Annotated in this window: 21 protein-coding genes, 1 tRNA gene and 1 pseudogene; 13 read left to right on the forward strand and 10 right to left on the reverse strand. The window is 73.4% G+C overall.

The window, feature by feature from the left end; genetic code table 11:
* From AB5J87_RS05850 to AB5J87_RS05895, 10 genes are all read left to right on the forward strand, one after another.
* Window positions 1–1,461 carry an adenylosuccinate lyase family protein gene (locus AB5J87_RS05850; RefSeq protein WP_369374676.1) on the forward strand — a complete coding sequence of 487 codons (1,461 nt, stop codon included), beginning with the start codon at window positions 1–3 and terminating at the stop codon, window positions 1,459–1,461.
* Window positions 1,458–2,075, forward strand: coding sequence for a hypothetical protein (locus AB5J87_RS05855; RefSeq protein ID WP_369374678.1), 618 nt, complete (start codon window positions 1,458–1,460; stop codon window positions 2,073–2,075). The genes AB5J87_RS05850 and AB5J87_RS05855 overlap by 4 nt, the downstream gene beginning before the upstream one ends.
* Window positions 2,076–2,133: 58 nt before the next feature.
* Window positions 2,134–2,820 (forward strand): FmdE family protein, encoded by a 687-nt coding sequence (locus AB5J87_RS05860; protein ID WP_369374680.1) that lies wholly within the window; start codon window positions 2,134–2,136, stop codon window positions 2,818–2,820.
* 2 nt (window positions 2,821–2,822) lie between these two features.
* Window positions 2,823–3,680, forward strand: coding sequence for an NAD(P)H-binding protein (locus AB5J87_RS05865; RefSeq protein WP_369374682.1), 858 nt, complete (start codon window positions 2,823–2,825; stop codon window positions 3,678–3,680).
* Window positions 3,681–3,684: 4 nt separating this feature from the next.
* Window positions 3,685–4,557: an inositol monophosphatase family protein gene (locus tag AB5J87_RS05870; protein WP_369374685.1), complete on the forward strand. Its 873-nt coding sequence runs from the start codon at window positions 3,685–3,687 to the stop codon at window positions 4,555–4,557.
* Window positions 4,558–4,772: 215 nt separating this feature from the next.
* Entirely contained in the window at window positions 4,773–5,870 is a 1,098-nt protein-coding gene (locus AB5J87_RS05875) for a phenazine biosynthesis protein (protein WP_369374687.1), read from the forward strand.
* Window positions 5,870–7,246, forward strand: coding sequence for an aldehyde dehydrogenase family protein (locus tag AB5J87_RS05880; protein ID WP_369374689.1), 1,377 nt, complete (start codon window positions 5,870–5,872; stop codon window positions 7,244–7,246). Before AB5J87_RS05875 ends, AB5J87_RS05880 begins: the two co-directional genes overlap by 1 nt.
* A gap of 64 nt (window positions 7,247–7,310) precedes the next feature.
* On the forward strand, window positions 7,311–8,036 hold the full coding sequence (locus tag AB5J87_RS05885) for an SDR family NAD(P)-dependent oxidoreductase (RefSeq protein WP_369374691.1): 726 nt from the start codon (window positions 7,311–7,313) through the stop codon (window positions 8,034–8,036).
* Window positions 8,037–8,132: 96 nt separating this feature from the next.
* Window positions 8,133–8,495 carry an ArsR/SmtB family transcription factor gene (locus AB5J87_RS05890; protein WP_369374693.1) on the forward strand — a complete coding sequence of 121 codons (363 nt, stop codon included), beginning with the start codon at window positions 8,133–8,135 and terminating at the stop codon, window positions 8,493–8,495.
* A gap of 111 nt (window positions 8,496–8,606) precedes the next feature.
* Complete coding sequence (locus AB5J87_RS05895; RefSeq protein ID WP_369374695.1) at window positions 8,607–9,863, forward strand: MFS transporter; 1,257 nt, start codon at window positions 8,607–8,609, stop codon at window positions 9,861–9,863.
* 176 nt (window positions 9,864–10,039) lie between these two features.
* On the opposite strand, the gene AB5J87_RS05900 is transcribed toward AB5J87_RS05895, so the two are convergent.
* From AB5J87_RS05900 to AB5J87_RS05910, 3 genes are all read right to left on the reverse strand, one after another.
* Entirely contained in the window at window positions 10,040–12,262 is a 2,223-nt protein-coding gene (locus AB5J87_RS05900; protein WP_369374698.1) for an NADP-dependent isocitrate dehydrogenase, read from the reverse strand.
* Window positions 12,263–12,413: 151 nt separating this feature from the next.
* Window positions 12,414–12,490, reverse strand: a tRNA-Pro gene (locus tag AB5J87_RS05905).
* A gap of 86 nt (window positions 12,491–12,576) precedes the next feature.
* Entirely contained in the window at window positions 12,577–13,761 is a 1,185-nt protein-coding gene (locus AB5J87_RS05910) for a Gfo/Idh/MocA family protein (protein WP_369374700.1), read from the reverse strand.
* A gap of 610 nt (window positions 13,762–14,371) precedes the next feature.
* Here AB5J87_RS05910 and AB5J87_RS05915 point away from each other — a divergent pair.
* The gene (locus AB5J87_RS05915; RefSeq protein WP_369374702.1) at window positions 14,372–15,577 is read left to right on the forward strand and encodes an acyl-CoA dehydrogenase family protein; all 1,206 of its coding nucleotides are present in this window, start codon (window positions 14,372–14,374) and stop codon (window positions 15,575–15,577) included.
* A gap of 26 nt (window positions 15,578–15,603) precedes the next feature.
* On the opposite strand, the gene AB5J87_RS05920 is transcribed toward AB5J87_RS05915, so the two are convergent.
* The 7 genes from AB5J87_RS05920 to AB5J87_RS05950 all read right to left on the reverse strand — a co-directional run bounded on the left by AB5J87_RS05920 (window position 15,604) and on the right by AB5J87_RS05950 (window position 21,420).
* The gene (locus AB5J87_RS05920) at window positions 15,604–16,176 is read right to left on the reverse strand and encodes a GAF domain-containing protein (RefSeq protein WP_369374705.1); all 573 of its coding nucleotides are present in this window, start codon (window positions 16,174–16,176) and stop codon (window positions 15,604–15,606) included.
* Window positions 16,173–16,787 (reverse strand): ATP/GTP-binding protein, encoded by a 615-nt coding sequence (locus AB5J87_RS05925; protein ID WP_369374707.1) that lies wholly within the window; start codon window positions 16,785–16,787, stop codon window positions 16,173–16,175. Before AB5J87_RS05925 ends, AB5J87_RS05920 begins: the two co-directional genes overlap by 4 nt.
* Complete coding sequence (locus AB5J87_RS05930) at window positions 16,765–17,136, reverse strand: DUF742 domain-containing protein (protein ID WP_369374709.1); 372 nt, start codon at window positions 17,134–17,136, stop codon at window positions 16,765–16,767. Before AB5J87_RS05930 ends, AB5J87_RS05925 begins: the two co-directional genes overlap by 23 nt.
* Window positions 17,137–17,138: 2 nt before the next feature.
* Complete coding sequence (locus AB5J87_RS05935; protein WP_369374711.1) at window positions 17,139–17,573, reverse strand: roadblock/LC7 domain-containing protein; 435 nt, start codon at window positions 17,571–17,573, stop codon at window positions 17,139–17,141.
* A 7-nt stretch (window positions 17,574–17,580) separates the two neighbouring features.
* Complete coding sequence (locus tag AB5J87_RS05940) at window positions 17,581–19,482, reverse strand: sensor histidine kinase (protein ID WP_369374713.1); 1,902 nt, start codon at window positions 19,480–19,482, stop codon at window positions 17,581–17,583.
* A gap of 196 nt (window positions 19,483–19,678) precedes the next feature.
* Window positions 19,679–20,872, reverse strand: coding sequence for an MBL fold metallo-hydrolase (locus AB5J87_RS05945; RefSeq protein WP_369374715.1), 1,194 nt, complete (start codon window positions 20,870–20,872; stop codon window positions 19,679–19,681).
* Window positions 20,873–20,979: 107 nt separating this feature from the next.
* On the reverse strand, window positions 20,980–21,420 hold the full coding sequence (locus tag AB5J87_RS05950) for a PPOX class F420-dependent oxidoreductase (protein ID WP_369374718.1): 441 nt from the start codon (window positions 21,418–21,420) through the stop codon (window positions 20,980–20,982).
* A gap of 147 nt (window positions 21,421–21,567) precedes the next feature.
* Between AB5J87_RS05950 and AB5J87_RS05955 the strand changes: the two genes are divergently transcribed.
* Together AB5J87_RS05955 and AB5J87_RS05960 are read left to right on the forward strand one after the other, a co-directional pair.
* Window positions 21,568–21,744: a hypothetical protein gene (locus AB5J87_RS05955; protein WP_369374720.1), complete on the forward strand. Its 177-nt coding sequence runs from the start codon at window positions 21,568–21,570 to the stop codon at window positions 21,742–21,744.
* Between the two features lie 515 nt (window positions 21,745–22,259).
* A pseudogene (locus AB5J87_RS05960) lies at window positions 22,260–23,042 on the forward strand (pentapeptide repeat-containing protein); the annotation flags it as partial.
* Window positions 23,043–23,460 lie beyond the last annotated feature (418 nt).

Consider the following 23,460-nt stretch of genomic DNA (forward strand, 5'->3'; position numbering starts at 1 on the left):
ATGACGACCGCGTCCGCCACCAGCACCCCCGCCGCCGGGCCCGGCCCGGAGCCCACCGAGTGCGCCCATTTACGCAGTCACATCACCGACTCCCGGTTCTACGGCCACCGGTACAGCACACCCGCCAGCCACCGGATCTTCTGCGACCGATGTCGTTACCAACGGTGGCTCGACGTGGAGGCGGCGCTCGCCCTGAGCCAGGGCGAGCTGGGCATCATCCCGGCGAACGCCGCCAAGATGATCGCGGAAGCCGCCCGGGTGGACCGGCTCGACCTGCCCGCGATCTCGGCGGAGATCCGCCGCACCAGCCACTCGCTGGTCGCCTTCCTGCGGGTGTTCCAGGCTTCCTGCGAGGGCGGCGCGGGCGAGTACGTGCACTACGGCGCCACCACGCAGGACATCCAGGACACCTCCCAGGTGCTGGAGATGCGCGAGGTGCTGGACGAGCTGGAGCGGCTGCTGCGCTCCCTCGCGGGCCGGCTCGCCGAGCTCGCCGAGGAGAACGCCACCACGGTCGCCCTCGGCCGCACCCACGCCCAGCCCGCGCTGCCGATGGGCTTCGGCATCAAGATCGCCGGCTGGCTGGACGAGGTCCTGCGGCACCTGGAACGCATCGAGCAGCTGCGGCCCCGGGTGCTGGCGGTGCAGCTGTTCGGCGGCGTCGGCACCATGGCCGGATTCGGCGAGCTGGCGCTGCCGCTCCTGGACACGTTCGCCGCGCGGCTGGGGCTCGCGGCGCCGGCGGTCGGCTGGCACGTCTCGCGCGACCGGGTCGTGGAGTTCGTGTCGTGCCTGGCGATGGTGGCCGGGACCATGGGCCGCATCGGGGACGAGGTGCGCACGCTGTCCCGCCCCGAGTTCGGCGAGCTGGAGATCGGCTGGCGGCACGGCCAGGTCGGCAGCAGCACGATGCCGCACAAGCGCAACCCCGAGGCGTGCGAGCAGGCCGTGGTGATGGCCCGGCTCACGGCCGCGCAGATGGCCAACGCGCTGGCGTGCATGGGCGGCGACCACGAGCGCGACTCGCGCAGCCTGCGCATCGAATGGGCCTGTGTCCCCGACGCCTCCCACTACGCCCTCTCCGCCTGCGAGATCGTCTCGCACCTGGTGGGCGGTCTGGCGGTGCGGCCCGAGCGCATCCGTACCAATGTCGCCGCCGTCGCCGAGCAGATCGCCACCGAGAAGCTGATGCTGGCCCTCGGCAAGCACATCGGCAAGCAGACCGCCCACGAGTACGTCTACGAACTCGTCCAGGCCGCCCGGGAGAACGGCACCTCCATGCGCGAGGCGACCGGCCGCGACGGTCTGGCGGGCGCGCCGCTCGACGCGGCGGCGCTGGACGAGATCTTCGACCCGACGACCTACCTCGGCCAGTCGGCCGCCCTGACCGGCCGGGCGGTGGCGAAGGCCCGCGCGTACCTGGACGGCACGGCGCGGGCGGACGGCGGCGACGCCCGGTGAACGCCGCACCGGCCACCGCCGGCCCGGACGCGGGCGAGATATCCCGGGCCCGCGAGATCGTCTTCCCGCGCCCGCTCTACTCCAGCGTGGTGGCCCACGCGGTACGCAAGTTCACCGGCCACTACCTGGACGGCGAGACCCAGGAGCGCAAGGCGTTCGGGATGCTCGCGGGCCGCCCCGCCGGGGACTCCATCCAGGTCGGTTCGGTCTTCCCGCTGATCGTCAACCTCCGCCACGACAGCGGCCACCGCGCCCGGATGGACGAGGTCGTCGAGGAGCACGCCATCCCGTCCGAGACGCCGATGGACCAGCGCGGCTGGATCGCCGATCCGCGCGAGCTGATGGACATCGACGACGCCTGCGACGACGCGGGCTGGGTGCTCTTCGGCAACTACCACACCCACCGGGTGCCGTGGCCGCACGATCCGGCCCGCGACACCTGCACGCACCTGGACCGGGTGCTGGCGGCCGAGTCCGGGCAGTGGACGTTCATCCTCTCCGTCGTCGATCTGCACCGCCCCGTGCTGCGGGCGTTCTTCGAGGGCGACAACGAGCGTGAGGCCACCGTCCGGATCGTCCCGCCGCTGCCCGGCATGCGCCGGCCCGGAGCCTGACCGGCCCCGGCCGGGCCGTTTCCGTCCACTTCTTCGCCCACTCCGTAAAGAGGTCGTCATGGATCGCACCCAGGCATACAACGACGTCGTCCGCTTCCACGGCCACGAATGCCCCGGCGCCGCCTTCGGCGTCCGGGTCGCCGAGGCCGCGCTCACCGCCCTCGACCTGAAGGACCCGGCCACGCCGCTGGTCCTGGTCTCCGAGACCGACGCCTGCGCCGTCGACGCGCTCCAGGTGCTGACGGGCTGTACCTACGGCAAGCGCACCCTCATCCACGAGGACGCGGGCCGCAACGTGTTCACGCTGTGGGAGCGCGACGGCTCCACGGGCGTACGGGTACGGGCCAAGGCCGACAGCATCGTCTTCCGCACCGAGGAGATCTGGGCGCTGGCCGCCCGGGTGGAGGACGGCACCGCGACCGTGGAGGAGGGCGAGACCTTCGCCCGGCTCCAGGGCGAGCGGATCAAGGGGCTGCTGAGCGTGCCCGCCGAGGAGATCCTCAGCGTCGAGGAGGTGGAGTCCGCGGCGCCCGGCGTCAAGCACCTCGCCCGCACCGACCTCTGCGTCGACTGCGGCGAACCCACCAGTGTGGAGACGCTGCACGACCACCGCGGCCGGATGGTCTGCCCGGCCTGCCACCTCGCCGCGCACGGCGGGGTGCTGCCCGAGGGCCACGGCGACCACGGGCACCATCCGCAGAGCCACAAGCACCAGCACGGCCACCACCACGAGCACAAGCACTGACGATGTCGGTCCTGGTGATCGGCGCGGCGGACGGGCTCGGCCACCTGGTGGTCCGTGCGCTGCGGGAGCGGGACGTGCCGGTGGCCGTCCTGGCCGGGGACCTCGCGGGGTCCCCGGCCGGGCCGGGCGTGCGGGTGGTCCCCGGGGACCTGGCCGACCCGGACTCGGTGCGGGCGGGCGCGCGGGGGTGCGAGAGCGTCTTCCTGGCCTCCGCCTGCCGGATCGAGTGCCACAACACCGCCGCCGACGCGGCGGCCGACGCCGGCGCCCGGCTGGTGAAGCTGTCGCCGTGGCCCGCGGCCGTACGGGAGGACAGCCCGGCGCCGGGGGCCCGGCACCACTGGATCAGCGACCGCCACCTCGCCCGGCGGGGGCTGCCGTACACGATCCTGTCGCCCAACTACCCGATGCAGGAGCTGGTCCGCCACTACGCTCCGGACGTGCGGCGGCGCGGGGTGCTCGTCGACCCGGCGGGCGGGCGGGGCGTGGGCCTGGTCGACGAGAGCGACGTGGCCGAGATGGCCGCGCGCGTGCTGACCGAGCCGGGGCACGAGGGCCGCACCTACGCCCCGACCGGCCCGGCCGCGCCCTCCTTCGGGGAGCTCGCGGCGCTGCTGGCGGAGCTGACGGGCGCGCAGGTGGCCGCCGAGGAGCCGACCGGGCCGGAGCTGGCGCGCTGGCTGGCCCGGGAGCACCGGCCGTGGGAGGCCGAACTGGGCGCGCTCTTCGGGCAGTTCCGGGCGGGGGCCGGCCAGTCGGTGACGGACGACGTGCGCCGGGTCACGGGCCACGAGCCGCGCCCGGTGGCCGACTTCCTGAAGGCGAACCTGCACCACTTCCTGCCGGACTCGGGAGGCTGAGCCGATGCCCACCGCTTCGCACTCCGCGGAACGGACCGTGGTGGCCGACGACTTCCTCGCCGCGGGCTTCGCCGCCCGGGCGACGGTGGCCGCCGGACGGCTGCTGCTCGATCTGCGGATGCAGCACGAGAACGGCCTCGGCCCGGGCGGCGCCCGGCTGGCCCAGCTCGGTCACACCTGGTCCGGGCTGCTGCTGCGCAACCGGATCCGGGCGCGCTATCCGCGGGACGGGGTGCTGACCGGGCCCGCCGACCGGGGGCCGGAGGCGCTGCGCAGACGCCGGGTGTGGCTGGTCGAGCCGCTGGACTCGACCGAGGAGTACCACGGTCCGGGCGACCCGGACTGGTCGGTGCGGCTCGCGCTGTGGGAGCGCGAGCGGGGCGTGGTGGCCTCGGCCGTGGCGGTTCCCGCCCTGGCCGAGGTGGTCTGCACGGCGGACCGGGACGCGGCCCGGCGCCGCGCCGCCCGGGGGCCCCGGCAGCGCCCCCGGGTGCTGGTCGACACCAGGAATCCGGCCGCGTTCGCCCGTACCGTGGTCCGCCAGACCGGCGCCGAGCTGGTGCCGATGGGCTCGGCCGGGGCGAAGACGCTGGCGGTGGTGCAGGGGGACGCGGACGCCTACATCCACGCGCGGGGGCCCTGGGAGTGGGGCGACGAGGCGCTGTTCCGGGTGGCCGAGGCGGCGGGGCTCCAGGTGACCCGGCTGGCGCGGGAGGAGGTGCCGCCCGGTCCCGGCGGCGGGGCGGGGCCCGTGGCGCTCGCGGTGATCTGCCGCCCGCCGCTGACCCGGACCCTGCTGACCGCGTTCGCCGTCCACGGCTTCGTCTCCGGCGGCGGCCCCAGGGCCCGCCCGATGCCGTCCCGGGCCGAGCCCTGAGCCGTCGGGCGAGGGGCATCCGGGGCCCCGGCCCGACAGGGCGCCACTCCCGCACGGCCGGCTCCCCACCGGCGCACGGACAGTCTTGACGCCCCTTCCCGCACTCAACATACTGCCAACAATCAGCAGCTCTGACAATCAGTCAACTGTGCTACACACGGCCGCCGATGGCCGCGTCCACGCGAAGACGTAGAGAACGGACAGGACCGAACGACATGGCCGACGACTTCAGTTCCTTGTTCGAGCCCCCGCTCGACCAGTCCCCCGACATCGACGACCTCGTCCGCGCGACCATGGAGTGGCACTTCTCGCCGCTGACCGGCAGCCCCTACTGGGTCGAGCGCGCCAAGGGCTTCTCCTTCGACCCGCGCACCGATGTGCAGTGCCTGGCGGACCTGCGGCTCTTCGCGGACGTCCCGGTCGACTGGAGCCGGATACCCGCCGACAGCCTGGTGCCGCGCGGCAGCGCGCCCGGCGTGCGGTACGGGATCTACGAGTCGGGCGGCGCCACCGGCTCGCCCAAGCGGATCGTGGACGCGGCCTCCCGGCGCCGCAACGTGGAGTGGCAGAGCCGGATGCTCGACGAGCAGGGCTTCCCCTCCGGCGAGGGCAACTGGCTGCACATCGGCCCCACCGGCCCGCACGTGATGGCCAAGAACATCGGCAGCCTCTCCGAACTGCGCGGCCAGCTCTGCTACTTCGTCGACCTGGACCCGCGCTGGGTGCGGCGCTGCGTGGCCGAGGGCCGCCAGGACGAGTTCCGGCGCTATGTCGGCCACATCCTCGACCAGGTCAAGGAGGTGCTGAGCACCCAGGACATCAGGTGCGTCTCCAGCACCCCGCGCATCCTGGAGACCATCAGTGGCCGCGAGGACGTCTTCGGGCCGCTGCGCGACAGCGTGCGCGGGATCATCTGGGGCGGCACCAGCATGGACGACGAAACCCTGCGCCTGCTGGACGAGGAGCTGTTCCCCGAGGCCACCCTGGCCGGGGCGTACGGGAACACGATGATGGGCGTGGCCCCGCAGCGCACCCCGCGCCCCGGCGACGCGGCCCGCTGCGTCTTCCGCCCGTTCCACCCGTACACCGTCGTCGACCTGGTCGACCCCGAACGGCCGGACCGGTCCGTGGCCGTGGACGAGGAGGGCCGGGTCGTCATCACCGTACTGACCCGGGACTACTTCACCCCGCCCACCCTGGAGCGCGACCTCGCCACCCGCCGGGCCCCGGCCGACGGCTTCGCGGGCATCGAGGTCTCCGGGGTGCGCCCGTACGAGTCGGCCACCACCTCCGTGGTCGAGGGGGTCTACTGATGGCCGAGGCCAAGGACCTGTACGAGATCCCGCTGATCCGCGCGGGGCTGCCCCGGCAGTCCGCGGAGCGGGTCCGGCTCGCCGGGGTGGACGGCACCCCGCTGGCCGTCGTCCACCTCGCCCCGCCGCTGCTGGCCCGGCTCACCGTCGCCGACGCGCGCGCCGGTGAGGAGCGCCCGCCGGAGCCGGAGCGGATCGCGCAGGCGGGCCGGCTCTTCGAGACCGGCACCCTGGGCGGGCTCTCCCCGCAGGCGTACTGCGAGCTCCAGTCCCGGGTCGCCGGAGTACCGGTCGGGGTCGCCCGGCACTCCCTGCGGGACGTCGCCGAGACGTTCGCGGCGGTCGGCGCGCGGTTCCTCGCCGAGCGCCCGGCCGGGGTCGCCCAGACGCCCGCGCCCGGCGAGATCTCCACCGTGTGGACGCGCCGCGGGGACGTGCTGGCCGTCATCGCGCCCAGCAACAACCCCGGTACGCACACCCAGTGGCTGACCGCGCTGGCCTGCGGGTACCGGCTGGTGGTGCGGCCGGGGACGCGGGACCCGTTCACCCCGGCGCGGATGATCGCCGCGCTCCTGGACGCGGGGGTCGCCCCGCACTACCTCTCCCTGCTGCCGGGCAGCCACGCCACCGGGGACGCCCTGGTGGAGGCGGCCGATCTGAGCCTGGTGTTCGGCGGGGACGCGGCGGCCCGGCGGTACGGAGGGGACCGCCGGGTCGTCCTGCGCGGGCCCGGCCGCTCCAAGCTGCTGCACACCGGCGCCATCACCGAGCAGACCGTGGACGTGATCTGCCGCTCGGTGGGCTACGACGCGGGGATGCGCTGCACCAACGCGACGGCCGTCTTCACCGACGCCGACCCGGCCGCGCTCGCCGCCGCCGTCGCCGAGCGCCTGTCCGGGCTCACCGCGGCGCCGCCGCAGTCGCCGCACGCGCAGGTGCCGGTGCTGCCGCTCGCCGAGGCGCGGGCGCTGCGGGAGCATCTGGCGGGCGCTCTGGCGGGGGCGGTCGACGTGGCCGCGCCGCTGTACCCGGACGGGCCGGTGGCCGACCTCGGCGACGGCTCGGGGGCGCTGCGGCCCGCCGTGCTGCTCTGCGACAGCTCCGGCCACCCCGGCTCGCGCATCGAGCTCTCCTTCCCGTGCGTGTGGATCCTGCCGTGGCGGCGCGAGGAGGGCTTCGGGCCGCTCAGGGACACGCTCGCGCTCACCATCCTCGGCGGCGACGAACGGCTGGCGCGCGAGGCGCTGCGGGAGCGGTCGATCCGCAAGGTGCTGCTCGGGCCGATCCCCACGTACACCGCGGGCCGCACCAGTCCGCACGACGGCTTTCTCAGCCATGAACTGATGGAGGCCCGGGCCTTCGGGACCGCCCTCTGACCGGCCCGGCCGGTCCCACCCGTACACCTCACAACCGCGGCAACGAACCCTGGAGCGTGTGGAGATGACTCGAACCGTCCTGGTGACCGGTGGCGGCACCGGCATCGGCAAGGCGATCGCGGCGGCGTTCCTCGCCGACGGCGACCACGTCGTCATCAGTGGCCGCCGCGAGGACGTGCTGAAGCGGGCCGCCGAGGAGCTGGGCGGCCGGGTGACCCCGCTCGCCTGCGACGTCACCGATCCCGAACAGCTGGAGGCGTTCCGCGCGGAGCTGCCGGACACGCTGCACGTACTGGTCAACAACGCCGGGGGCAACCGGGAGTTCGACGCCCCGCCCGCGGGCGACCTGCGCGCGCTGGCCGAGCGGTGGCGGGCCAATCTGGACGCCAATCTGCTGGGCGCGGTGCTCACCACGGCCGCGGTCGACAAGCAGCTCGCCCCCGGTGGGGCGGTGGTCAACATCAGCTCCTTCGCGGCCGACCGGGGCGCGGGTTCGTACGGGGCGGCGAAGGCGGCCATGAACAGCTGGAACATCTTCGTCGCCCGCCAGCTCGGCCCGCGCGGGGTGACCTGCAACGTGGTGGCCCCGGGCTATGTCGACCGCACCGAGTTCTTCCGCGACCGGCGCTCGGACCAGTTCCACGAGGCCCGGGTCGCCGAGACGATGCTGGGCCGGGCCGGGGAGCCGCAGGACATGGCCCACGTGGTCCGCTTCCTCGCCTCACCGGGCGCCCGGCACATCACCGGTCAGGTGGTCCGGGTCGACGGGGGCGTGATACCCACCCGCTGAAGGCCGGGCGCGCCGGACACGGGGGCGCGGGCGGGGGGGTCCGGCGGCCGGCGCCGAGCCGGGGTCCGGCGCCGCCCGGACCTCTACGATGTGCGCATGAGCGCAAGCAAGCAGGTGTCAGATGCGCACCCCTCGCATCCGCGGACGGTGGGCGACGACGCCCTCCTGGACACCGCGGTCTCCGTGCTCGCCCTGCTCGCCGACCGCACCCGGCTCGCGCTGCTGCGCGAGCTCGGCGGCGGCGAGGCCGATGTCACCACCCTCACCGAGGTGTGCGGGGCGGCCCGCCCCTCGGTGAGCCAGCACCTGGCCAAGCTGCGGCTGGCCGGTCTGGTGACGACCCGCAAGGACGGCCGCCGGGTGGTCTACTCGCTGCGCCACGGCCATCTGCGCCGGCTCGTCGACGAGGCGCTGAACGTCGCCGACCACCAGCTCGGCGCCCTCCCCCCGCACGACTGACCCGCCCCGCCGGGACCGCCGGGACGCCGCCGGCCCCAACATGTGCATACGTACGCACGCATTGGCTACGATGGGCGTCCCAGCACCTTCTCGCGCCCCGGGACGGAACCCATGCTGTCCGCACTGCGCAACCGCACCTACCGCCACCTCTTCACCGCCCAGGTGGTCGCGCTCGTCGGCACCGGCCTGGCCACCGTGGCGCTCGGCCTCCTCGCGTACGACCTGGCGGGCGGCCACGCCTCGGCGGTGCTCGGCACGGCACTGGCGATCAAGATGGTCGCGTACGTGACGGTGGCCCCGCTCGTCGGCGCCCACGCCCACCGGATCCCGCGCCGGGCGCTGCTCGTGGCGAGCGACCTGACCCGCGCCTGCGTCGCCCTCGCCCTGCCGTTCGTCTCCCAGGTCTGGCAGGTCTACGTACTGATCTTCCTGCTCCAGGCCGCCTCCGCCGCCTTCACCCCGGTCTTCCAGGCGGTCATCCCCGAGGTCCTGCCCGCCGAGCGCGACTACACCCACGCGCTCTCCCTGTCCCGGCTCGCCTACGACCTGGAGAGCCTGCTCAGCCCCGCCCTGGCCGCCCTGCTGCTGACCGTGGTCGGCTACGACTGGCTGTTCGCCGGGACCACCCTGGGCTTCCTCGCCTCGGCCTCGCTCGTGGTCTCGGCGGTGCTGCCCCGCATGGCGCCCGCGCCGCGCACCGGCGGCGCCTTCGCCAAGTCCGCCTCCGGGGTCCGGCTGTTCTGGGCGAGCCGTCGGCTGCGGGCGCTGCTCGCCCTGGACCTGGCGGTCGCGGCGGCCGGGGCGATGGTGTTCGTCAACACGGTCGTGGTGGTCCGGGGCCACTTCCACGAGCCCGCGGGCGCCGTCTCGCTCGCCCTCGGGGCCTACGGGGCCGGCTCGATGGCCGCCGCGCTGCTGCTCCCCGGGCTGCTGGCCCGGGCCGGTGACCGCGCGGTGATGCTTCCGGCGGGCTTCGCGCTGCCGGGCGTGCTGGCCGCGGTCGCCCTCACCACGCTCGCCCCGGCCGGACGGTGGAGCTGGGCCGGGGTCCTGGTGACCTGGGCGGTGATCGGGGCGGCCGGTTCGGCGGTGCTCACCCCGGGCGGGCGGCTGATCCGCCGGTGCACGGACACCGCCGACCTCCCGGCCGCGTTCGCCGCCCAGTTCTCCCTCTCGCACGGCTGCTGGCTGCTGACGTATCCGCTGGCGGGCTGGCTGGCGGCGGGGGTGGGAGTGCCGGTGACGGCGGGGGTGCTGGGGCTGATCGCGCTGGGGGCGGCGGGCGCGGCGGCCCGGGTCTGGCCGGTCGCAAGCGCGGCGGAGCCCGCCCCCGCAGAGGCGCGCCGGACGGCTGCGGCCACCGGGTGAGGGGCCGTCGGGGCCGCTGCCCGCACCCGTGAGCGGCGCCGCCGGAGAGGGCGGCGGGGCCCCACGGCCGCGTCCGGGCCGCCGGTGGAGACGCGACCGCCCCGGCCGGAGGAACCGGCCGGGGCGGGATCACGCGCCGATGCCCGTACGGAGGTACGGACGTACGGACCGCGGGATCAGGCGAGGGTGGCGAGCGCCTGGTTCAGGGTCGCCGACGGACGCATGACGGCCGCCGCCTTCTCCGCGTCGGGCTGGTAGTAGCCGCCGATCTCGGCCGGGGAGCCCTGGACGGCGATCAGCTCGCCGACGATGGTCTCCTCCTGCTCGGCCAGCGTCTTGGCCAGCGCCGCGAACGCCTCGGCGAGCTGCGCGTCCTCGGTCTGCTTGGCCAGCTCCTGGGCCCAGTACAGGGCCAGGTAGAAGTGGCTGCCGCGGTTGTCGATGCCGCCCAGCTTGCGGCTCGGCGACTTGTCCTCGTTGAGGAAGGTGCCGGTGGCGCGGTCCAGGGTGTCGGCCAGGACCTGGGCGCGGGCGTTGCCCTTGGTGGTGGCCAGGTGCTCGAAGCTCACCGCGAGGGCCAGGAACTCGCCCAGGCTGTCCCAGCGCAGGTAGTTCTCCTTGACCAGCTGCTGGACGTGCTTGGGGGCGGAGCCGCCGGCGCCCGTCTCGAAGAGGCCGCCGCCGTTCATCAGCGGGACCACCGAGAGCATCTTGGCGCTGGTGCCCAGCTCCAAGATCGGGAACAGGTCGGTCAGGTAGTCGCGCAGCACGTTGCCGGTGACGGAGATCGTGTTCTCGCCGCGGCGGATGCGCTCCAGGGAGAACGCGGTCGCCTCGACCGGGGACATGACCTTGATCTCCAGGCCCTCGGTGTCGTGCTCGGCGAGGTAGGTGCGGACCTTCCCGATCAGCACGGCGTCGTGGGCGCGCTCGGCGTCCAGCCAGAAGACGGCCGGGTCGCCGGTGGCGCGGGCGCGGGTGACGGCCAGCTTGACCCAGTCCTGGATCGGCAGGTCCTTGGTCTGGCACATGCGGAAGATGTCGCCCTCGGCGACCGGCTGCTCCAGGACGACGTTGCCGTCGGCGTCGACGACGCGGACGGTGCCCGCGGCGGCGATCTCGAAGGTCTTGTCGTGGCTGCCGTACTCCTCGGCCTTCTGCGCCATCAGACCGACGTTGGGGACCGAGCCCATGGTGGCCGGGTCGAAGGCGCCGTGGGCGCGGCAGTCGTCGATGACGACCTGGTAGACACCGGAGTAGCTGCTGTCCGGCAGGACGGCGAGCGTGTCGGCCTCCTGGCCGTCCGGGCCCCACATGTGGCCCGAGGTGCGGATCATCGCGGGCATGGAGGCGTCCACGATGACGTCGCTCGGGACGTGCAGGTTGGTGATGCCCTTGTCGGAGTCGACCATGGCGAGCGCCGGGCCCGCGGCGAGCTCCGCCTCGAAGGACTCCTTGATCTCGGCACCCAGGTGGGGCACGCCGTCCAGGCCCTTGAGGATGGTGCCGAGGCCGTCGTTCGGGGACAGGCCGGCGGCGACGAGCGCCTCGCCGTACTTCGCGAAGGTCTCCGGGAAGAACGCGCGGACCACGTGACCGAAGACGATCGGGTCGGAGACCTTCATCATCGTGGCCTTGAGGTGCACCGAGAACAGCACGCCCTCGGCCTTGGCGCGCTCGATCTGCGCGGCCAGGAAGGTCCGGAGCGCGGCCACGCGCATCACGGAGGCGTCGACGACCTCGCCCGCCAGGACCGGTACGGACTCGCGCAGCACCGTGGTGGTGCCGTCCTCGGCCGCCAGCTCGATGCGGAGCGAGCCGGCCGCGGCGACGACCGCGGACTTCTCCGTGGAGCGGAAGTCGTTCTCGCCCATGGTCGCCACGTTCGTCTTGGACTCGGGGGTCCAGGCGCCCATGCGGTGCGGGTGGGCCTTGGCGTAGTTCTTCACCGAGGCGGGGGCGCGGCGGTCGGAGTTGCCCTCGCGCAGCACCGGGTTCACGGCGCTGCCCTTGACCTTGTCGTAGCGGGCGCGGATGTCGCGCTCCTCGTCGGTCTTCGGGTCGTCCGGGTAGGCCGGCAGCGCGTAGCCCTGCGCCTGCAGCTCGGCGACGGCGGCCTTGAGCTGCGGGATGGAGGCCGAGATGTTCGGCAGCTTGATGATGTTGGCGTCGGGCGTCTTCGCCAGCTCGCCGAGCTCGGCGAGGGCGTCGGCGATGCGCTGCTCCTCCTGGAGGTACTCCGGGAAGTGGGCGATGATCCGCCCGGCCAGCGAGATGTCCCGCGTCTCCACAGTGACCCCGGCCGTCGAGGCATACGCCTGGACCACAGGCAGGAACGAGTACGTCGCCAGCGCGGGCGCCTCGTCAGTGTGGGTGTAGATGATGGTCGAGTCAGTCACCGGGTGCTCCACTCCACGTATGCAACATTGCTCGACATCAAGATATCTCGTGACGGGCCCGGCCCCGACAGGGCCCTGCCAGGCATTGGCCCGAACGCACGGAAAGCCGCCTTCTCCGATGGAGAAGACGGCTTCCGACCTGCGAAAACGCTGGTCGGGACGACAGGATTTGAACCTGCGACCCCTTGACCCCCAGTCAAGTGCGCTACCAAGCTGCGCCACGTCCCGATGCCCGTCTGACCTGGGGTTTCCCCCGGCCGAACGTGCACGAGAACAATACCGCACTTCTACCGGTGGTCACGAACGCCTTTCGGTCAGCGCCGCTGACCGGCCGCGAAATAGGCCGCGAGGCCGGGATCGAGCGGCTCCACCCGGCGGGGCGTGCCGCCGTCGCGCAGCGACATCGTGGCCTGGTAGCCCGCCGCCACCGCCATCCGGGCCGCCACCGGCGAGGTGTCGGTGCGCCCGCCCTCGCGCGCGAAGCGCACGAACTCGTCGATCAGCAGCGGGTCGGCCCCGCCGTGCCCCGAGTCGTCCGGCGCGGGCGCCACCTCGTGGGTCTCGTCGGGCTCCTCCCGGAAGTGCGAGCGCCGTGCGTTCCACACCTTGACCCGGCTGCCCGGCCCGTCCCCGAAGTTCTCCAGCCGGCCCGCGTCGCCGATCACCGTGTAGTTGCGCCAGTAGTCCGGGGTGAAGTGGCACTGCTGGTAGGCGGCGAGCACGCCGTTGTCGAGGCGCATGTTCAGCAGCGAGACGTCCTCGATGTCGATCACGGGGTTCAGGGCCCGCTGGGTGTGCGGCGGCCAGTGGCCGTCCTTGGTGTACCAGTCGTCGGCCTTGGGCTCGCCGGGCGCCCGCCGGTGCGGGTTGTCGCCGTAGACCATCAGGTCGCCCATGGCCTGCACGTCGCGCGCGTAGCCGCCGGCCAGCCAGTGCAGCACGTCGATGTCGTGGGCGGCCTTCTGCAGCAGCAGCCCGGTGGTGTACTCGCGCTGGGCGTGCCAGTCCTTGAAGTACCAGTCGCCGCCGTAGCCGACGAAGTGGCGCACCCAGACCGTCTTGACCGTGCCGATGGTCCCGGCCTCGACGAGGTCCCGCATCAGCCGGACCACCGGCATGTGGCGCATGTTGTGCCCGACGTACAGCCGCGCGCCCGTCTCGTACGCGGTGCGCAGGATCCGGTCGCAGCGCTCGACGGAGATGTCCAGCGGCTTCTCGACGAAGACGGCCTTGCCGGTCCGCATGGCCTCGCAGGCGATGTCGGCGTGGGTGTGGTCGGGGGTGAGGATCAGCAGGGCGTCGACGTCGGGGTCCTCGACGACCTTGCGGTGGTCGGCCACGATCGCGGCTTCCGGGAAGGCCCCGGCCGCCTCCGCGCGGGCCCGGGGGTCGTGGTCGGCGAGCGCGGTCACGGCGCTGCCGCGGCCGGGCCGGTGGGCCACGCGCGCGAGACTGCCGCGCAGGCCGAAGCCGAGGACGCCGATACGGAGGTCGGTCATGGTCAACTTCCTTACGGTCTGGGCGGTACGGGCCCGGCGCTCCGGAGGTGCCCGGTGCCCCGATGGTGTCATCGGCGCCCGATCCGGTGACACGCGCCGGGGTGTGCGCCGGGAACAACCATTTCGCGCCGCTGCCGCCTGGCCGCACCTCAACGCGCTGGTCCGGAACGCGGCCCGGTCGTCGCGGGGCGAAGCGATCAGGTTCGCACAGGCGCGGGGCCCGCCGGGGGCGGGCGGTGGCGTTCCGAATGCGTTCGCGGGCGGCACTCCCGCGCCTCCCGGACGCCCCCGAATGCCAGGGAAGTGCCCATCCGGGACCGAAAGCTGTCCCTGAGTGCCATATGCCCACGAAACCTTTGCCCTTGGCATGTGGCAGAAACGCGTATCGGGGGAATGCCAACCGAGTGGAACCGAGGCGGCCAACCTCACACAACACACCAGTAATCCAACGTCAACACGCCGTGTTTCAGCCAAAGTTGACGATGACGTTGTAGCGCCACTCAGTGATCAACAACATGATGAGGTCGGCCTATCGGGACGGGGACCACTGCCGATGCACCACCTGCTCGAACAGAGAAGCGAGCAGGCGTTTCGCGGAGGAGGGCTCGCCATGGACGGATACTTCAGCAGCCGCCTGCACCACCAACTACGGGAGAGCGTGCGGCAGTTCGCGGAACACGAAGTCCGGCCCCGGATAGCGGCGATGGAGGCGGCGCGGTCCGTCCAGTACGACCTCTCGCGCCTCATCGCCCGCCAGGGCTGGATAGGCGCGACCGTGAGCCCCGCATACGGCGGACTGGGCGCCGGACACCTCGGAAAGACCATCATCATCGAGGAGTTGAGCCGGGTCAGCGGCGCCATGGGCGCCATGGCGCAGGCGTCCCAGCTGGGCGTGGCCAAGATCGTGCACTTCGGCAGCGAGGAGCAGAAGAAGCAGTGGCTTCCGGCCATCGCCTCGGGCGACTGCCTGCCGACGATCGCGGTCACCGAACCCGATTCCGGCGGCCACGTCCTCGGGATGACGGCGAGCGCGGTCCGCGACGGCGACGACTACGTCCTCAACGGCCAGAAGGTCTACGTGGGCAACAGCCACGTCGGCGATCTGCACGGCGTGGTGGTGCGCACCGGCCCCGGCTCCACCGGCCTCACCGCGTTCCTGGTCGAGGCCGACCGCCCCGGGTGCACGGTCGGCCCGGAGCGGGAGACGATGGGGCTGCACGGCTTCGGCTTCGGCGAGCTCCGCTTCGACAACTGCCGGGTCCCGGCCGAGAGCCGCCTGGGCGAGGAGGGCGACGGACTCGCGGTCGCCTACTCCTCCAGCGTGCTCTACGGCCGCGCCAACCTCACCGCCGTGTCGCTCGGCATCCACCGGGCGATCCTGGAGGAGACCAGCCGGTTCTGCACCGAGCGGATCCGCTACGGCAAGCCCCTGCACGAACTCCCCAATGTGAAGATCAAGCTGGGCCAGCTCCAGTCCCGGCTGATGACCGCGCGGCTCGCCGCCTACCACGCGGTCCATCTGCTGGACCAGGGGCTGCCGTGCGACGCGGAGCTGATGAACGCCAAGGTGGTCAACGTCGAGTCGGCACTCGACTCGGCCCGCAACGCCATGGAGATCCACGCGGCGGCCGGGCTCTTCACCGACCGCCCGATCGAGCGGTACCTGCGGGACGCGCACCACATCTTCGCCCCGGCGGGCACCTCGGACGTCCAGCTGCTGCGGCTGGCGGAGGTGGCCCTGGGAACGACGAAGGGCCAGTGGTCACAGCGGCTCTCCGACGTCGTGCGCACGGAGGAGCTCGCGGCGGCCCACTGACCGGGCACCGGCCGGAGGGGCGGCGGTCAGTAGCCGCCGTCCTCCCGGCGGTGGATCTGCTCGATCAGCTCGGCGGCCATCGACTTGATCGTCTCCAGCCCCGCCCGGCCCCACGGCCGCGGCTCGGTGTCCACCACGCAGATGGTGCCGAGCGCGATGCCGGTGCGGTCGATCAGCGGGGCGCCCAGATAGGACCGGATGCCGATCTCGTCGACCACCGGGTTCCCGGCGAAGCGCGGATAGTCGCAGACGTCCTCCAGCACCAGCGCCTTGCGCCGCACCACCACGTGCGGGCAGTAGCCGTGGTCGCGGGCCATGATCCGGCTGACCCCGCCCGAGGACGCGGCCACCGCGTTGAGATCGGTGTCCGCGTGCGCCCCGTCCGGGGTGTGCAGCCCGGCGAAGAACTGCTGCTTCTCGTCGATGAAGTTCACCATCGAATAGGGCGCGGCGGTGACCTCCGCGAGTTTGTGGGCGAACTCGTCGAAGGCGGGATCGGCATGCTCTCCCATGCCGAGCTGGCGCAGCCGCTGCACGCGGACGGGAGCCTCCCGGTCGATGGGCGTGAGCAGCAGATGGCCGGTCGGGTCGTACGTCATGTGTGCGCTCCATGGCTGGTGGCGGCCGGGAAGGTGGCCAGCAGGTGCTGGACCAGGGTGACCAGGGTCCCGATGCCCGAGCTGCCGATGCGGGCGTCGCACAGCACGACCGGAACCTCCGGCTTGAGGTCTATGGCCGAGCGGACCTCGTCCGGGGTGTAGCGGTAGGCCCCGTCGAACTCGTTCACGGCGACGAGGAAGCCGATCCCGCGCCGCTCGAAGAAGTCCACGGCGGAGAAGCAGTCCTCCAGGCGCCGGGTGTCGGCGAGGATCACCGCACCCAGCGCGCCCTCGGAGAGCTCGTCCCACATGAACCAGAACCGCTCCTGTCCCGGCGTGCCGAACAGGTACAGGACGTGCCGGTCGTCGAGCGTGATGCGCCCGAAGTCCATGGCGACCGTCGTGGTGGTCTTGGACTCCACCCCTTCGAGGCTGTCGTGCGCCACGCTGACCGTGGTGAGCAGCTCCTCGGTCGAGAGCGGTTCGATCTCGCTGACCGCGCCCACGAAGGTCGTCTTGCCGACCCCGAAGCCGCCGGCGACGAGGATCTTCAGCGCGGTGGGGAAGAGATCCACGGCGGGGCTGACGTCAGAGCCGTCGTCGTAGGCCATCGAGCACTGCCTCCAGCAGAGATCGGTCGGTGGGTGTGTGGTGGAAGCGGGGCGCGCGGGCCGTCACCGCCCCGCAGTCCACCAGGTCGGAAAGCAGCACCTTGGTGACGACCGCGGGCAGCCGCAGATGCGCCGCGATCTCGGCCACCGAGGTGGGCCCCTCGCACAGCCCGAGCGCCTGGGAGTGCTCGGGGCCGAGCGGGGTCTCGGGCGGCTGGCCGGTCGCCATCACCTGGGAGAGCAGGTCCAGGGTGGCGGTGGGCCGGGTGCGCCCGTTGCTCACGGTGTACGGGCGGATCAGCCGCCCGGCCGCGTCGTCGAGCCATGGTCCGTCCTGCGGGGCGGGCACGCTCAGTGCCTCGTGGCGCTCGGGGTCCCGGCACCCTGCCGGGCGGGCGTCACGAGGTAGGGCCGCACGCTCTTCACCAGCATCGCCATCTCGTACCCCAGCACCGCGGCGTCCGCCTCGCGGCCGGCCAGCACCGCCAGACAGGTGCCCGAGCCGGCCGTGGAGACGAACAGCAGGGTGGAGTCCAGCTCCACCACCACCTGGCGCACCTCGCCGCCGTCCCCGAACCGGGCCCCCGCACTGCGGCCCAGCGAGTACAGCCCGGAGGCGAGGGCCGCCATGTGGTCGGCGCTGTCGACGTCCAGACCGTGGACCGACTTCACCAGCCCGTCGGAGGAGAGCAGGACCGCGTTGCGTGTATACGGCACACGCTGGACCAGTCCGCTGAGCAGCCAGTCGAGATCCGAGACGTGTCCGGTCGGCGCATCGCTCGCCATGGTGCATCTACTCCTTGGAGTGTTCGACGTCGGTTTCCATGCGGGGGTGGTGCAACGGACGGGCGGGGTGGGGCGGGTGCGGCTGCGGTGCTGCGGGGAGATCGTGCGGGGCGGGCTGCGACTCGGCGAGGCCGATGCCCCGCTGGAACGCCGCCATCAACCCCGGGTCGTGCAGGGCGTGTTCGTCCTCCTTGCGCGCGGCCGGAGCGTCCCGCAGCTGCGGGACCAGGTGCTCCTGGCTGCGGCGGCGGGGCAGATCCGGACGGCCCGCCGCGGCCCGCACCGTACCGTTCATGGCGGGTATCGGGGCGGGCGCGGCGCCCCCCGGTCCCAGGTGCAGACCGGGCGGGGCGGCGGCCGGGGTGGGCCGCTCCTCGTGGGCGGCGCGCACCGGCAGCGGGGCGGTGCCGTTCACCGAGACGGTGTCGCCCTCCCGCGGCTGGCGGGGCAGGGGCGGCAGCGCGGTGCCGTGCGCGGGGGTGCGGTGGACGGGCGCGGGCGGGGCGGCGGGCGCCGCCGAAGGCGGGGGCGCGGGGGCCGCGGCCGGTGCCGCCGAGGGGGTCTGACCAGCGGCGGGCAGGGGCGCGCGGGCGGGCTCGGCGACGGCGGCGCGCTCGTCCGACTGCCCGTCCTTGGCGCTCTCGGTGCTGGCGCCGAGCAGCCCCTGCGGCAGCACCAGGACCGCTTGGACGCCGCCGTAGATGTTGGTCTGCAGCCGGACCGCGATGCCGTGTCTGCGGGCCAGCGCGGAGACCACGAAGAGGCCGATGCGGCCGTCCTGGAGGAGGTGGGCGACATTCACCTGATCGGGGTCCGAGAGCAACGCGTTCATCTTGTTCTGCTCGGTGACCGGCATGCCCAGACCCCGGTCCTCCACCTCGACGGCGAGCCCGGCCGTCACCAGCTGGGCCCGGAGCAGCACCTGGGTGTGCGGGGCGGAGAACAGCGTGGCGTTCTCGACGAGTTCGGCGAGGAGGTGGATGACGTCGGCGACCGCGTGGCCGCGCAGGGTGCCGTCGATCGGCGGCACCAGCTTGACCCGGGGGTACTGCTCGACCTCGGCGATCGAGGAGCGCAGCACCTCGGTCATGGTCACCGGGTGGGACCACTGGCGGCGGGAGATGGCGCCGCCGAGCACCGCGAGGTTCTCCGCGTGCCGGCGGATGCGGGTGGCGAGGTGGTCGACGTGGAAGAGGCCCTTGAGCAGCTCGGGGTCCTCGACCTCGTTCTCCAGCTCGTCCAGGAGCTGGATCTCGCGGTGCACGAGGGACTGGAGCCGACGGGCCAGGTTGACGAAGACCTCGACCTTCTGCTCGTTGCCGACGCTGCTGGAGAGCTGGGACGCCTGCACCACGGCGGCCACGGCGGCCTCGTGGGAGCGCGTCAGCTCGTGCGAGAGCAGGGCGAACTCGTCCGCGCCGGTGGGCAGTTGGGCGAGCGGGTGGCGGGCCGGGGGGCCCTCGCCGCGGCGCAGCCCCTCCACCACCGTACGCAGGTCGGCGGCGGAGCGGGCGCTGTCGCGGCGCAGCCCGTTGGCCCGGCCGAGTACGGTCTTGGCGGTCCGGTCGGCGCCCACGGCGGCGGCGGCCACCGAGGCGCACGCGAGCACGGCGACGCCCGCGAGCGCCGCCCACAGCAGCCGGGAGGGGTGGGCGCCGGTGGAGTGGAGGGTGAAGACGACGGCCGTGATGCCGCACAGCACGGCGACCACGGTGGGCAGCACGGCGGTGCGCAGCAACTGGGGCCGTATCCGGCTCTCTGCGGCCGGGCGCTGCCCGCCGGGCGGCCTGCCCGAGGGAGCCGGGGTGCCCGCGGGCGCGGCCGAGGGCTGCGGCCGGTGTGCGGAGCGTCCGTGCCGCCCGCCCTCGCGGCGGTCGGACCGCGCGGCGGGTGCGCGAAGATGAGACATCTGCGTCCTCGGTACGTGGGGTCCCAGAGATCGTGGAGGCGGATCCAACTCAACCCATGTGGAGCCGCGTTGATCGTCGACCACTCACCGTAGTGGTCAACCCCTCGCCCTCGGAACGCAGTTGGAAAAGTTCCCCCTACCGCGTCCCGCTCTGGTATGACGCCTCGTACACCGACGCGAAAACTCGAATCTCGTTCTAGGAAACGGCGGGTGCCGCCTCCGGCTCGCCGGCCTTCGCGGGCCGCCGCGCATGCGCCGGCCAGCCGCCCGGCGGCGGCTCCGCGACGGGGCGCCACCAGGGTGCCGAAGGCACGTTTTCCGAGGTCGGCTCGAAGGGCTCGCCCGGAATCGGCAGTGCGACCCCGGCGCCCGCCGCCCCGGCCGCGGCCACCGTGCCCTCGCCCGGCTCGGCCCACGGGTGGGGCGCGAGGTTGAAGGTGCCCCAGTGGATCGGGAGGAGCACGCCGTGCGGCCGGCCGCCCTGGAGGTCGAGGTGGGCGCGCATGCCTTCGGCCGGAGTCATATGGATGTCCGGCCAGAATTCGCTGTACGCCCCGATCTGGATCATCGTGGCGTCGAACGGGCCGTGCTCCGCGCCGATCTTCGCGAAACCGCTGAAATAGCCGGTGTCGCCGCTGTGGTAGATCCGGTGCTCGGGGCCGGTGACGACCCAGGACGCCCACAGCGTGTGCTGCTGGTTGCGCAGGCCCCGGCCGCAGAAGTGGCGCGCGGGGGTGGCGGTCAGGGTGATCCCGTCGACCTTGGTCGACTCGTTCCAGTCCAGCTCGTGGATGCGGTCGGCCGGGACGCCCCACAGCTCCAGATGGGCGCCGACGCCGAGCGGCACCGCGAACACCGTCCCCGTGCCCGCCAGGGCGCGGATGGTGGGGAGGTCCAGGTGGTCGTAGTGGTCGTGCGAGATGACCACCACGTCGACCGGGCCGAGCGCGGCGAGCGGCACCGGGACCGGGTGGAGGCGCTTGGGCCCGGCGAAGGCGAAGGGCGAACAGCGCTCGCCCCACACCGGGTCGAAGAGCACCCGGCGGCCGTCGATCTCCGCGAGGACGCTGGAGTGCCCCATCCAGGTGAGCCGCAGCCCGGTGGCGGGCGGCTTGGCGAGGTCGGCCAGCGTCGTCGCGTGCACCGGGATGTTGCCCACCGGCGCGCGGCGGGCGCGCTGCTCCTTCTCGAAGTAGATCTTCGCGAACTCCAGCATCGAGCCGGAGGGCCGCGTCCGCGCGCCCTCCGGGTTCTGGAAGACCCCGTCCGCGAAGTTCGGCGAGCGGCGGATCCGCTCCAGGCGCTCCCCCGCCGGGTCGGCCCCGAAGGCGTCGGGCCGCAGCCCGCGCAGCCGGGAGCGGAGTGGGAGCAGAGAACCAGCGCCGGTCACGGCACCTCCTGGGGTTCGGGGTCGTTCCATTATGTGCGGCGGGTACGACAACGCGGGAACGGTGCCGTTACGCGGCGGCGACCCGTACGGGACGGCCGCGTCCGCGGTCAGCGCCGGGGCTGCCCGTAGACGTGTTCGACGCGCAGCCGCAGCACCACGCGCCGATCCTGGACCATCACCCGGCGGTACTCGTCCCAGTCGGGGTGCTCGCCGCGGACGTCCCGGTAGAGCGCGATCAGCTCCTCCACCGTGGCGTCGTGCGGGTCGGCGGCGACCGGGGAGAGGTCCGCGGTGCCCTCGGCCACGGTCCAGGCCCAGCGGTCGGCGCTGGTGACGTGGTAGCTGGCGCGGGGGTCGCGGCGCAGGTTCTTCGTCTTGGCGCGGTCGTCGGTGAGGGAGACCTTGATCACTCCCTCGGCCGGGTAGTAGGCGTGGTTCACATTGGAGAGCTGGGGCCGCCCGTCGCGCTTGAGCGTGGCCAGGACACCGCCGTCCTCGGCGGCGACCAGCTTCAACAGGGCTTCCTCGGCTGCGTCGAATCGCGTCATGGCAGGGAAACAGCGCACGCGCACCGCGGATTCCCGCACGCGCGCGCGTGGCGTGGAGGTGGTGTGACGACGGGCGGGGGGCAGTGTGATGGACCTGGCAGTGCGGGATCGGGGCCGATTGTCGGACCGTGCGCTTAGGCTGGAAGCATGTCCACTTCCGTCGAGCACCCTGGTTCCGTACTGCCGGACGCCGAAGCCGCGAACGCGGCGATCCGCGATCTCGTCGAGAGCGCGGACGCCGACGGCTGGCCCGCGGAGGAGTACGAGCGACTGCTCACGGTGTGGGCGGCGGCCACGACGGGCGAACTGGACGAGGCGGCGTAACCCGGCGCGTCGCCGCTCCCGCCCTCGCTCCTTCCGGGGCACCGGCTGCCTCACAGCGTCCGCGTCACCGGCCCACTCGGCGCTTCCGCGCCACCGGCCCCTTCGCTGGTTCCGCGTAGCCAGCCCGCTCGACGCTTCCGCGCCGCCGGAACCCAGCCCCTTCCGCGCCAGCAGCCCCTTCCCTGCTTCCGCGTAGCCAGCCCCCTCGGCGCTTCCGCGCCACCGGAACCCAGCCTCTCCCGCCCCACCGGCCTCTCACCTCTCCCGCGCCACCAGCCCCCCTTCCTTCCCCCGTCGCGCCCGGGCGGCCCCGGGGCCGTCTCGGCCATTAGGCTTGAGCTGCCCGTTCGGGACGTTTCCCGGCGGTCGGCCGGGCCGCGCGGGGCCCGCTGGGCGCCCTTCGCGGCGGTCCCGGCCGGGCAGATCGACAGCACAGGAGACCACCCGCCTTGTCCGAGAAGACCGAGAACCCCGCGCGCGAGCAGGCCCCGGGCGCGGCGGGCGACCGCTCAGCGCTGCGGGCCGACTGCGCCAACTGCTTCGGCCTGTGCTGTGTGGCGCTGGCGTTCTCGCGGTCCACGGACTTCGCCATCGACAAGGAGGCCGGGGACCCCTGCCCCAACCTCCGGCCGGACTTCCGCTGCGGCATCCACGACAAGCTGCGCCCCAAGGGCTTCCAGGGGTGCACGGTGTACGACTGCTTCGGCGCGGGCCAGAAGATCTCCCAGGTCACCTTTGTCGGCCGGAACTGGCGCGAGAGCCCGGAGGGCTCGCGCGAGATGTTCGCCGCGCTCCCGGTGATGCGCCAGCTGCACGAGCTGCTCTGGTACCTGACGGACGCGCTGGCCCGCCCGGCGGCCCGGCCGCTGCACGGCCGCGTCAAGGCGGAGCTGGAGCGGATCGAGCGGCTCACCCTCAGCGATGTGGACACGCTGCTCAAGCTGGACGTGGCGGCGCACCGGGCCGAGGTGAACGAGGTGCTGCTGCTCACCAGCGAGCTGGTGCGCGCCCAGGTGCGGGGCCGCAAGCAGGACCGGCGCGGCGCCGACCTGTTCGGGGCCCGGCTGCCGGGCGCTGACCTGCGCGGCGCCGATCTGCGCGGCGCGTATCTGATCGCGGCGGACCTCAGCGGCGCCGATCTGCACCTCGCGGACGTGATCGGCGCGGACTTCCGGGACGCCCAGCTGGCCGGGGTCGACCTCCGCGACGTCCTCTTCCTCACCCAGACGCAGGTGAACGCGGCCCACGGCGACGCGGGCACGCTGCTGCCGGCGGGCCTGGAGCGCCCGTCCCACTGGAGCACCGAGCGGACTCCGCTGCCCGCGCCCGTACCGGACCGCACCGACGGCAGGGCCGGGGCGGCGACGCGTCCGGGCCGCAAGGGCCCGGCGGGCGACGCGTCCAAGGGCCAGGAGAAGGGGAAGGGCCGGGCCCGGAATCAGGGTGACGGGCAGGGCCAGGGCCACGGCAGGCGCAAGGACGCCGACACCGGCCGCCCCGGCCGCAAGGGCGCCGACTCCGCGCAGCCCGGCCGCAAGAACGGGAACACCGCGCAATCCGGCCCCACGAACGAGAACGCCGCGCGGCCCGGCCGTAAGAACGAAGGCGCCGCTCAGCCCGGCCGCAAGGGCGGCGGCCCGGAGGCGGCCCCCGCCGGTGGCAGGAACGGCGGTGGCTCCCGCCGCAAGGACGCGGCCGCCGCACAGCTCGCGGCGG

It is taken from the genome of Streptomyces sp. cg36 (genome assembly GCF_041080675.1).
Taxonomy (GTDB): Bacteria; Actinomycetota; Actinomycetes; order Streptomycetales; family Streptomycetaceae; genus Streptomyces.

What these genes read in the sequence shown, in the direction of transcription:
- AB5J87_RS05880 (WP_369374689.1), top strand. Translation starts at nt 5,870, where the DNA reads ATGGCCGAGGCCAAGGACCTGTACGAGATCCCGCTGATCCGCGCGGGG.
- AB5J87_RS05890 (WP_369374693.1), top strand. Translation starts at nt 8,133, where the DNA reads ATGAGCGCAAGCAAGCAGGTGTCAGATGCGCACCCCTCGCATCCGCGG.
- AB5J87_RS05865 (WP_369374682.1), top strand. Translation starts at nt 2,823, where the DNA reads ATGTCGGTCCTGGTGATCGGCGCGGCGGACGGGCTCGGCCACCTGGTG.
- AB5J87_RS05875 (WP_369374687.1), top strand. Translation starts at nt 4,773, where the DNA reads ATGGCCGACGACTTCAGTTCCTTGTTCGAGCCCCCGCTCGACCAGTCC.
- AB5J87_RS05940 (WP_369374713.1), bottom strand. Translation starts at nt 19,482, where the DNA reads ATGTCTCATCTTCGCGCACCCGCCGCGCGGTCCGACCGCCGCGAGGGC.
- AB5J87_RS05955 (WP_369374720.1), top strand. Translation starts at nt 21,568, where the DNA reads ATGTCCACTTCCGTCGAGCACCCTGGTTCCGTACTGCCGGACGCCGAA.
- AB5J87_RS05925 (WP_369374707.1), bottom strand. Translation starts at nt 16,787, where the DNA reads ATGGCCTACGACGACGGCTCTGACGTCAGCCCCGCCGTGGATCTCTTC.
- AB5J87_RS05915 (WP_369374702.1), top strand. Translation starts at nt 14,372, where the DNA reads ATGGACGGATACTTCAGCAGCCGCCTGCACCACCAACTACGGGAGAGC.
- AB5J87_RS05885 (WP_369374691.1), top strand. Translation starts at nt 7,311, where the DNA reads ATGACTCGAACCGTCCTGGTGACCGGTGGCGGCACCGGCATCGGCAAG.
- AB5J87_RS05860 (WP_369374680.1), top strand. Translation starts at nt 2,134, where the DNA reads ATGGATCGCACCCAGGCATACAACGACGTCGTCCGCTTCCACGGCCAC.
- AB5J87_RS05950 (WP_369374718.1), bottom strand. Translation starts at nt 21,420, where the DNA reads ATGACGCGATTCGACGCAGCCGAGGAAGCCCTGTTGAAGCTGGTCGCC.
- AB5J87_RS05920 (WP_369374705.1), bottom strand. Translation starts at nt 16,176, where the DNA reads ATGACGTACGACCCGACCGGCCATCTGCTGCTCACGCCCATCGACCGG.
- AB5J87_RS05910 (WP_369374700.1), bottom strand. Translation starts at nt 13,761, where the DNA reads ATGACCGACCTCCGTATCGGCGTCCTCGGCTTCGGCCTGCGCGGCAGT.
- AB5J87_RS05870 (WP_369374685.1), top strand. Translation starts at nt 3,685, where the DNA reads ATGCCCACCGCTTCGCACTCCGCGGAACGGACCGTGGTGGCCGACGAC.
- AB5J87_RS05895 (WP_369374695.1), top strand. Translation starts at nt 8,607, where the DNA reads ATGCTGTCCGCACTGCGCAACCGCACCTACCGCCACCTCTTCACCGCC.
- AB5J87_RS05850 (WP_369374676.1), top strand. Translation starts at nt 1, where the DNA reads ATGACGACCGCGTCCGCCACCAGCACCCCCGCCGCCGGGCCCGGCCCG.
- AB5J87_RS05935 (WP_369374711.1), bottom strand. Translation starts at nt 17,573, where the DNA reads ATGGCGAGCGATGCGCCGACCGGACACGTCTCGGATCTCGACTGGCTG.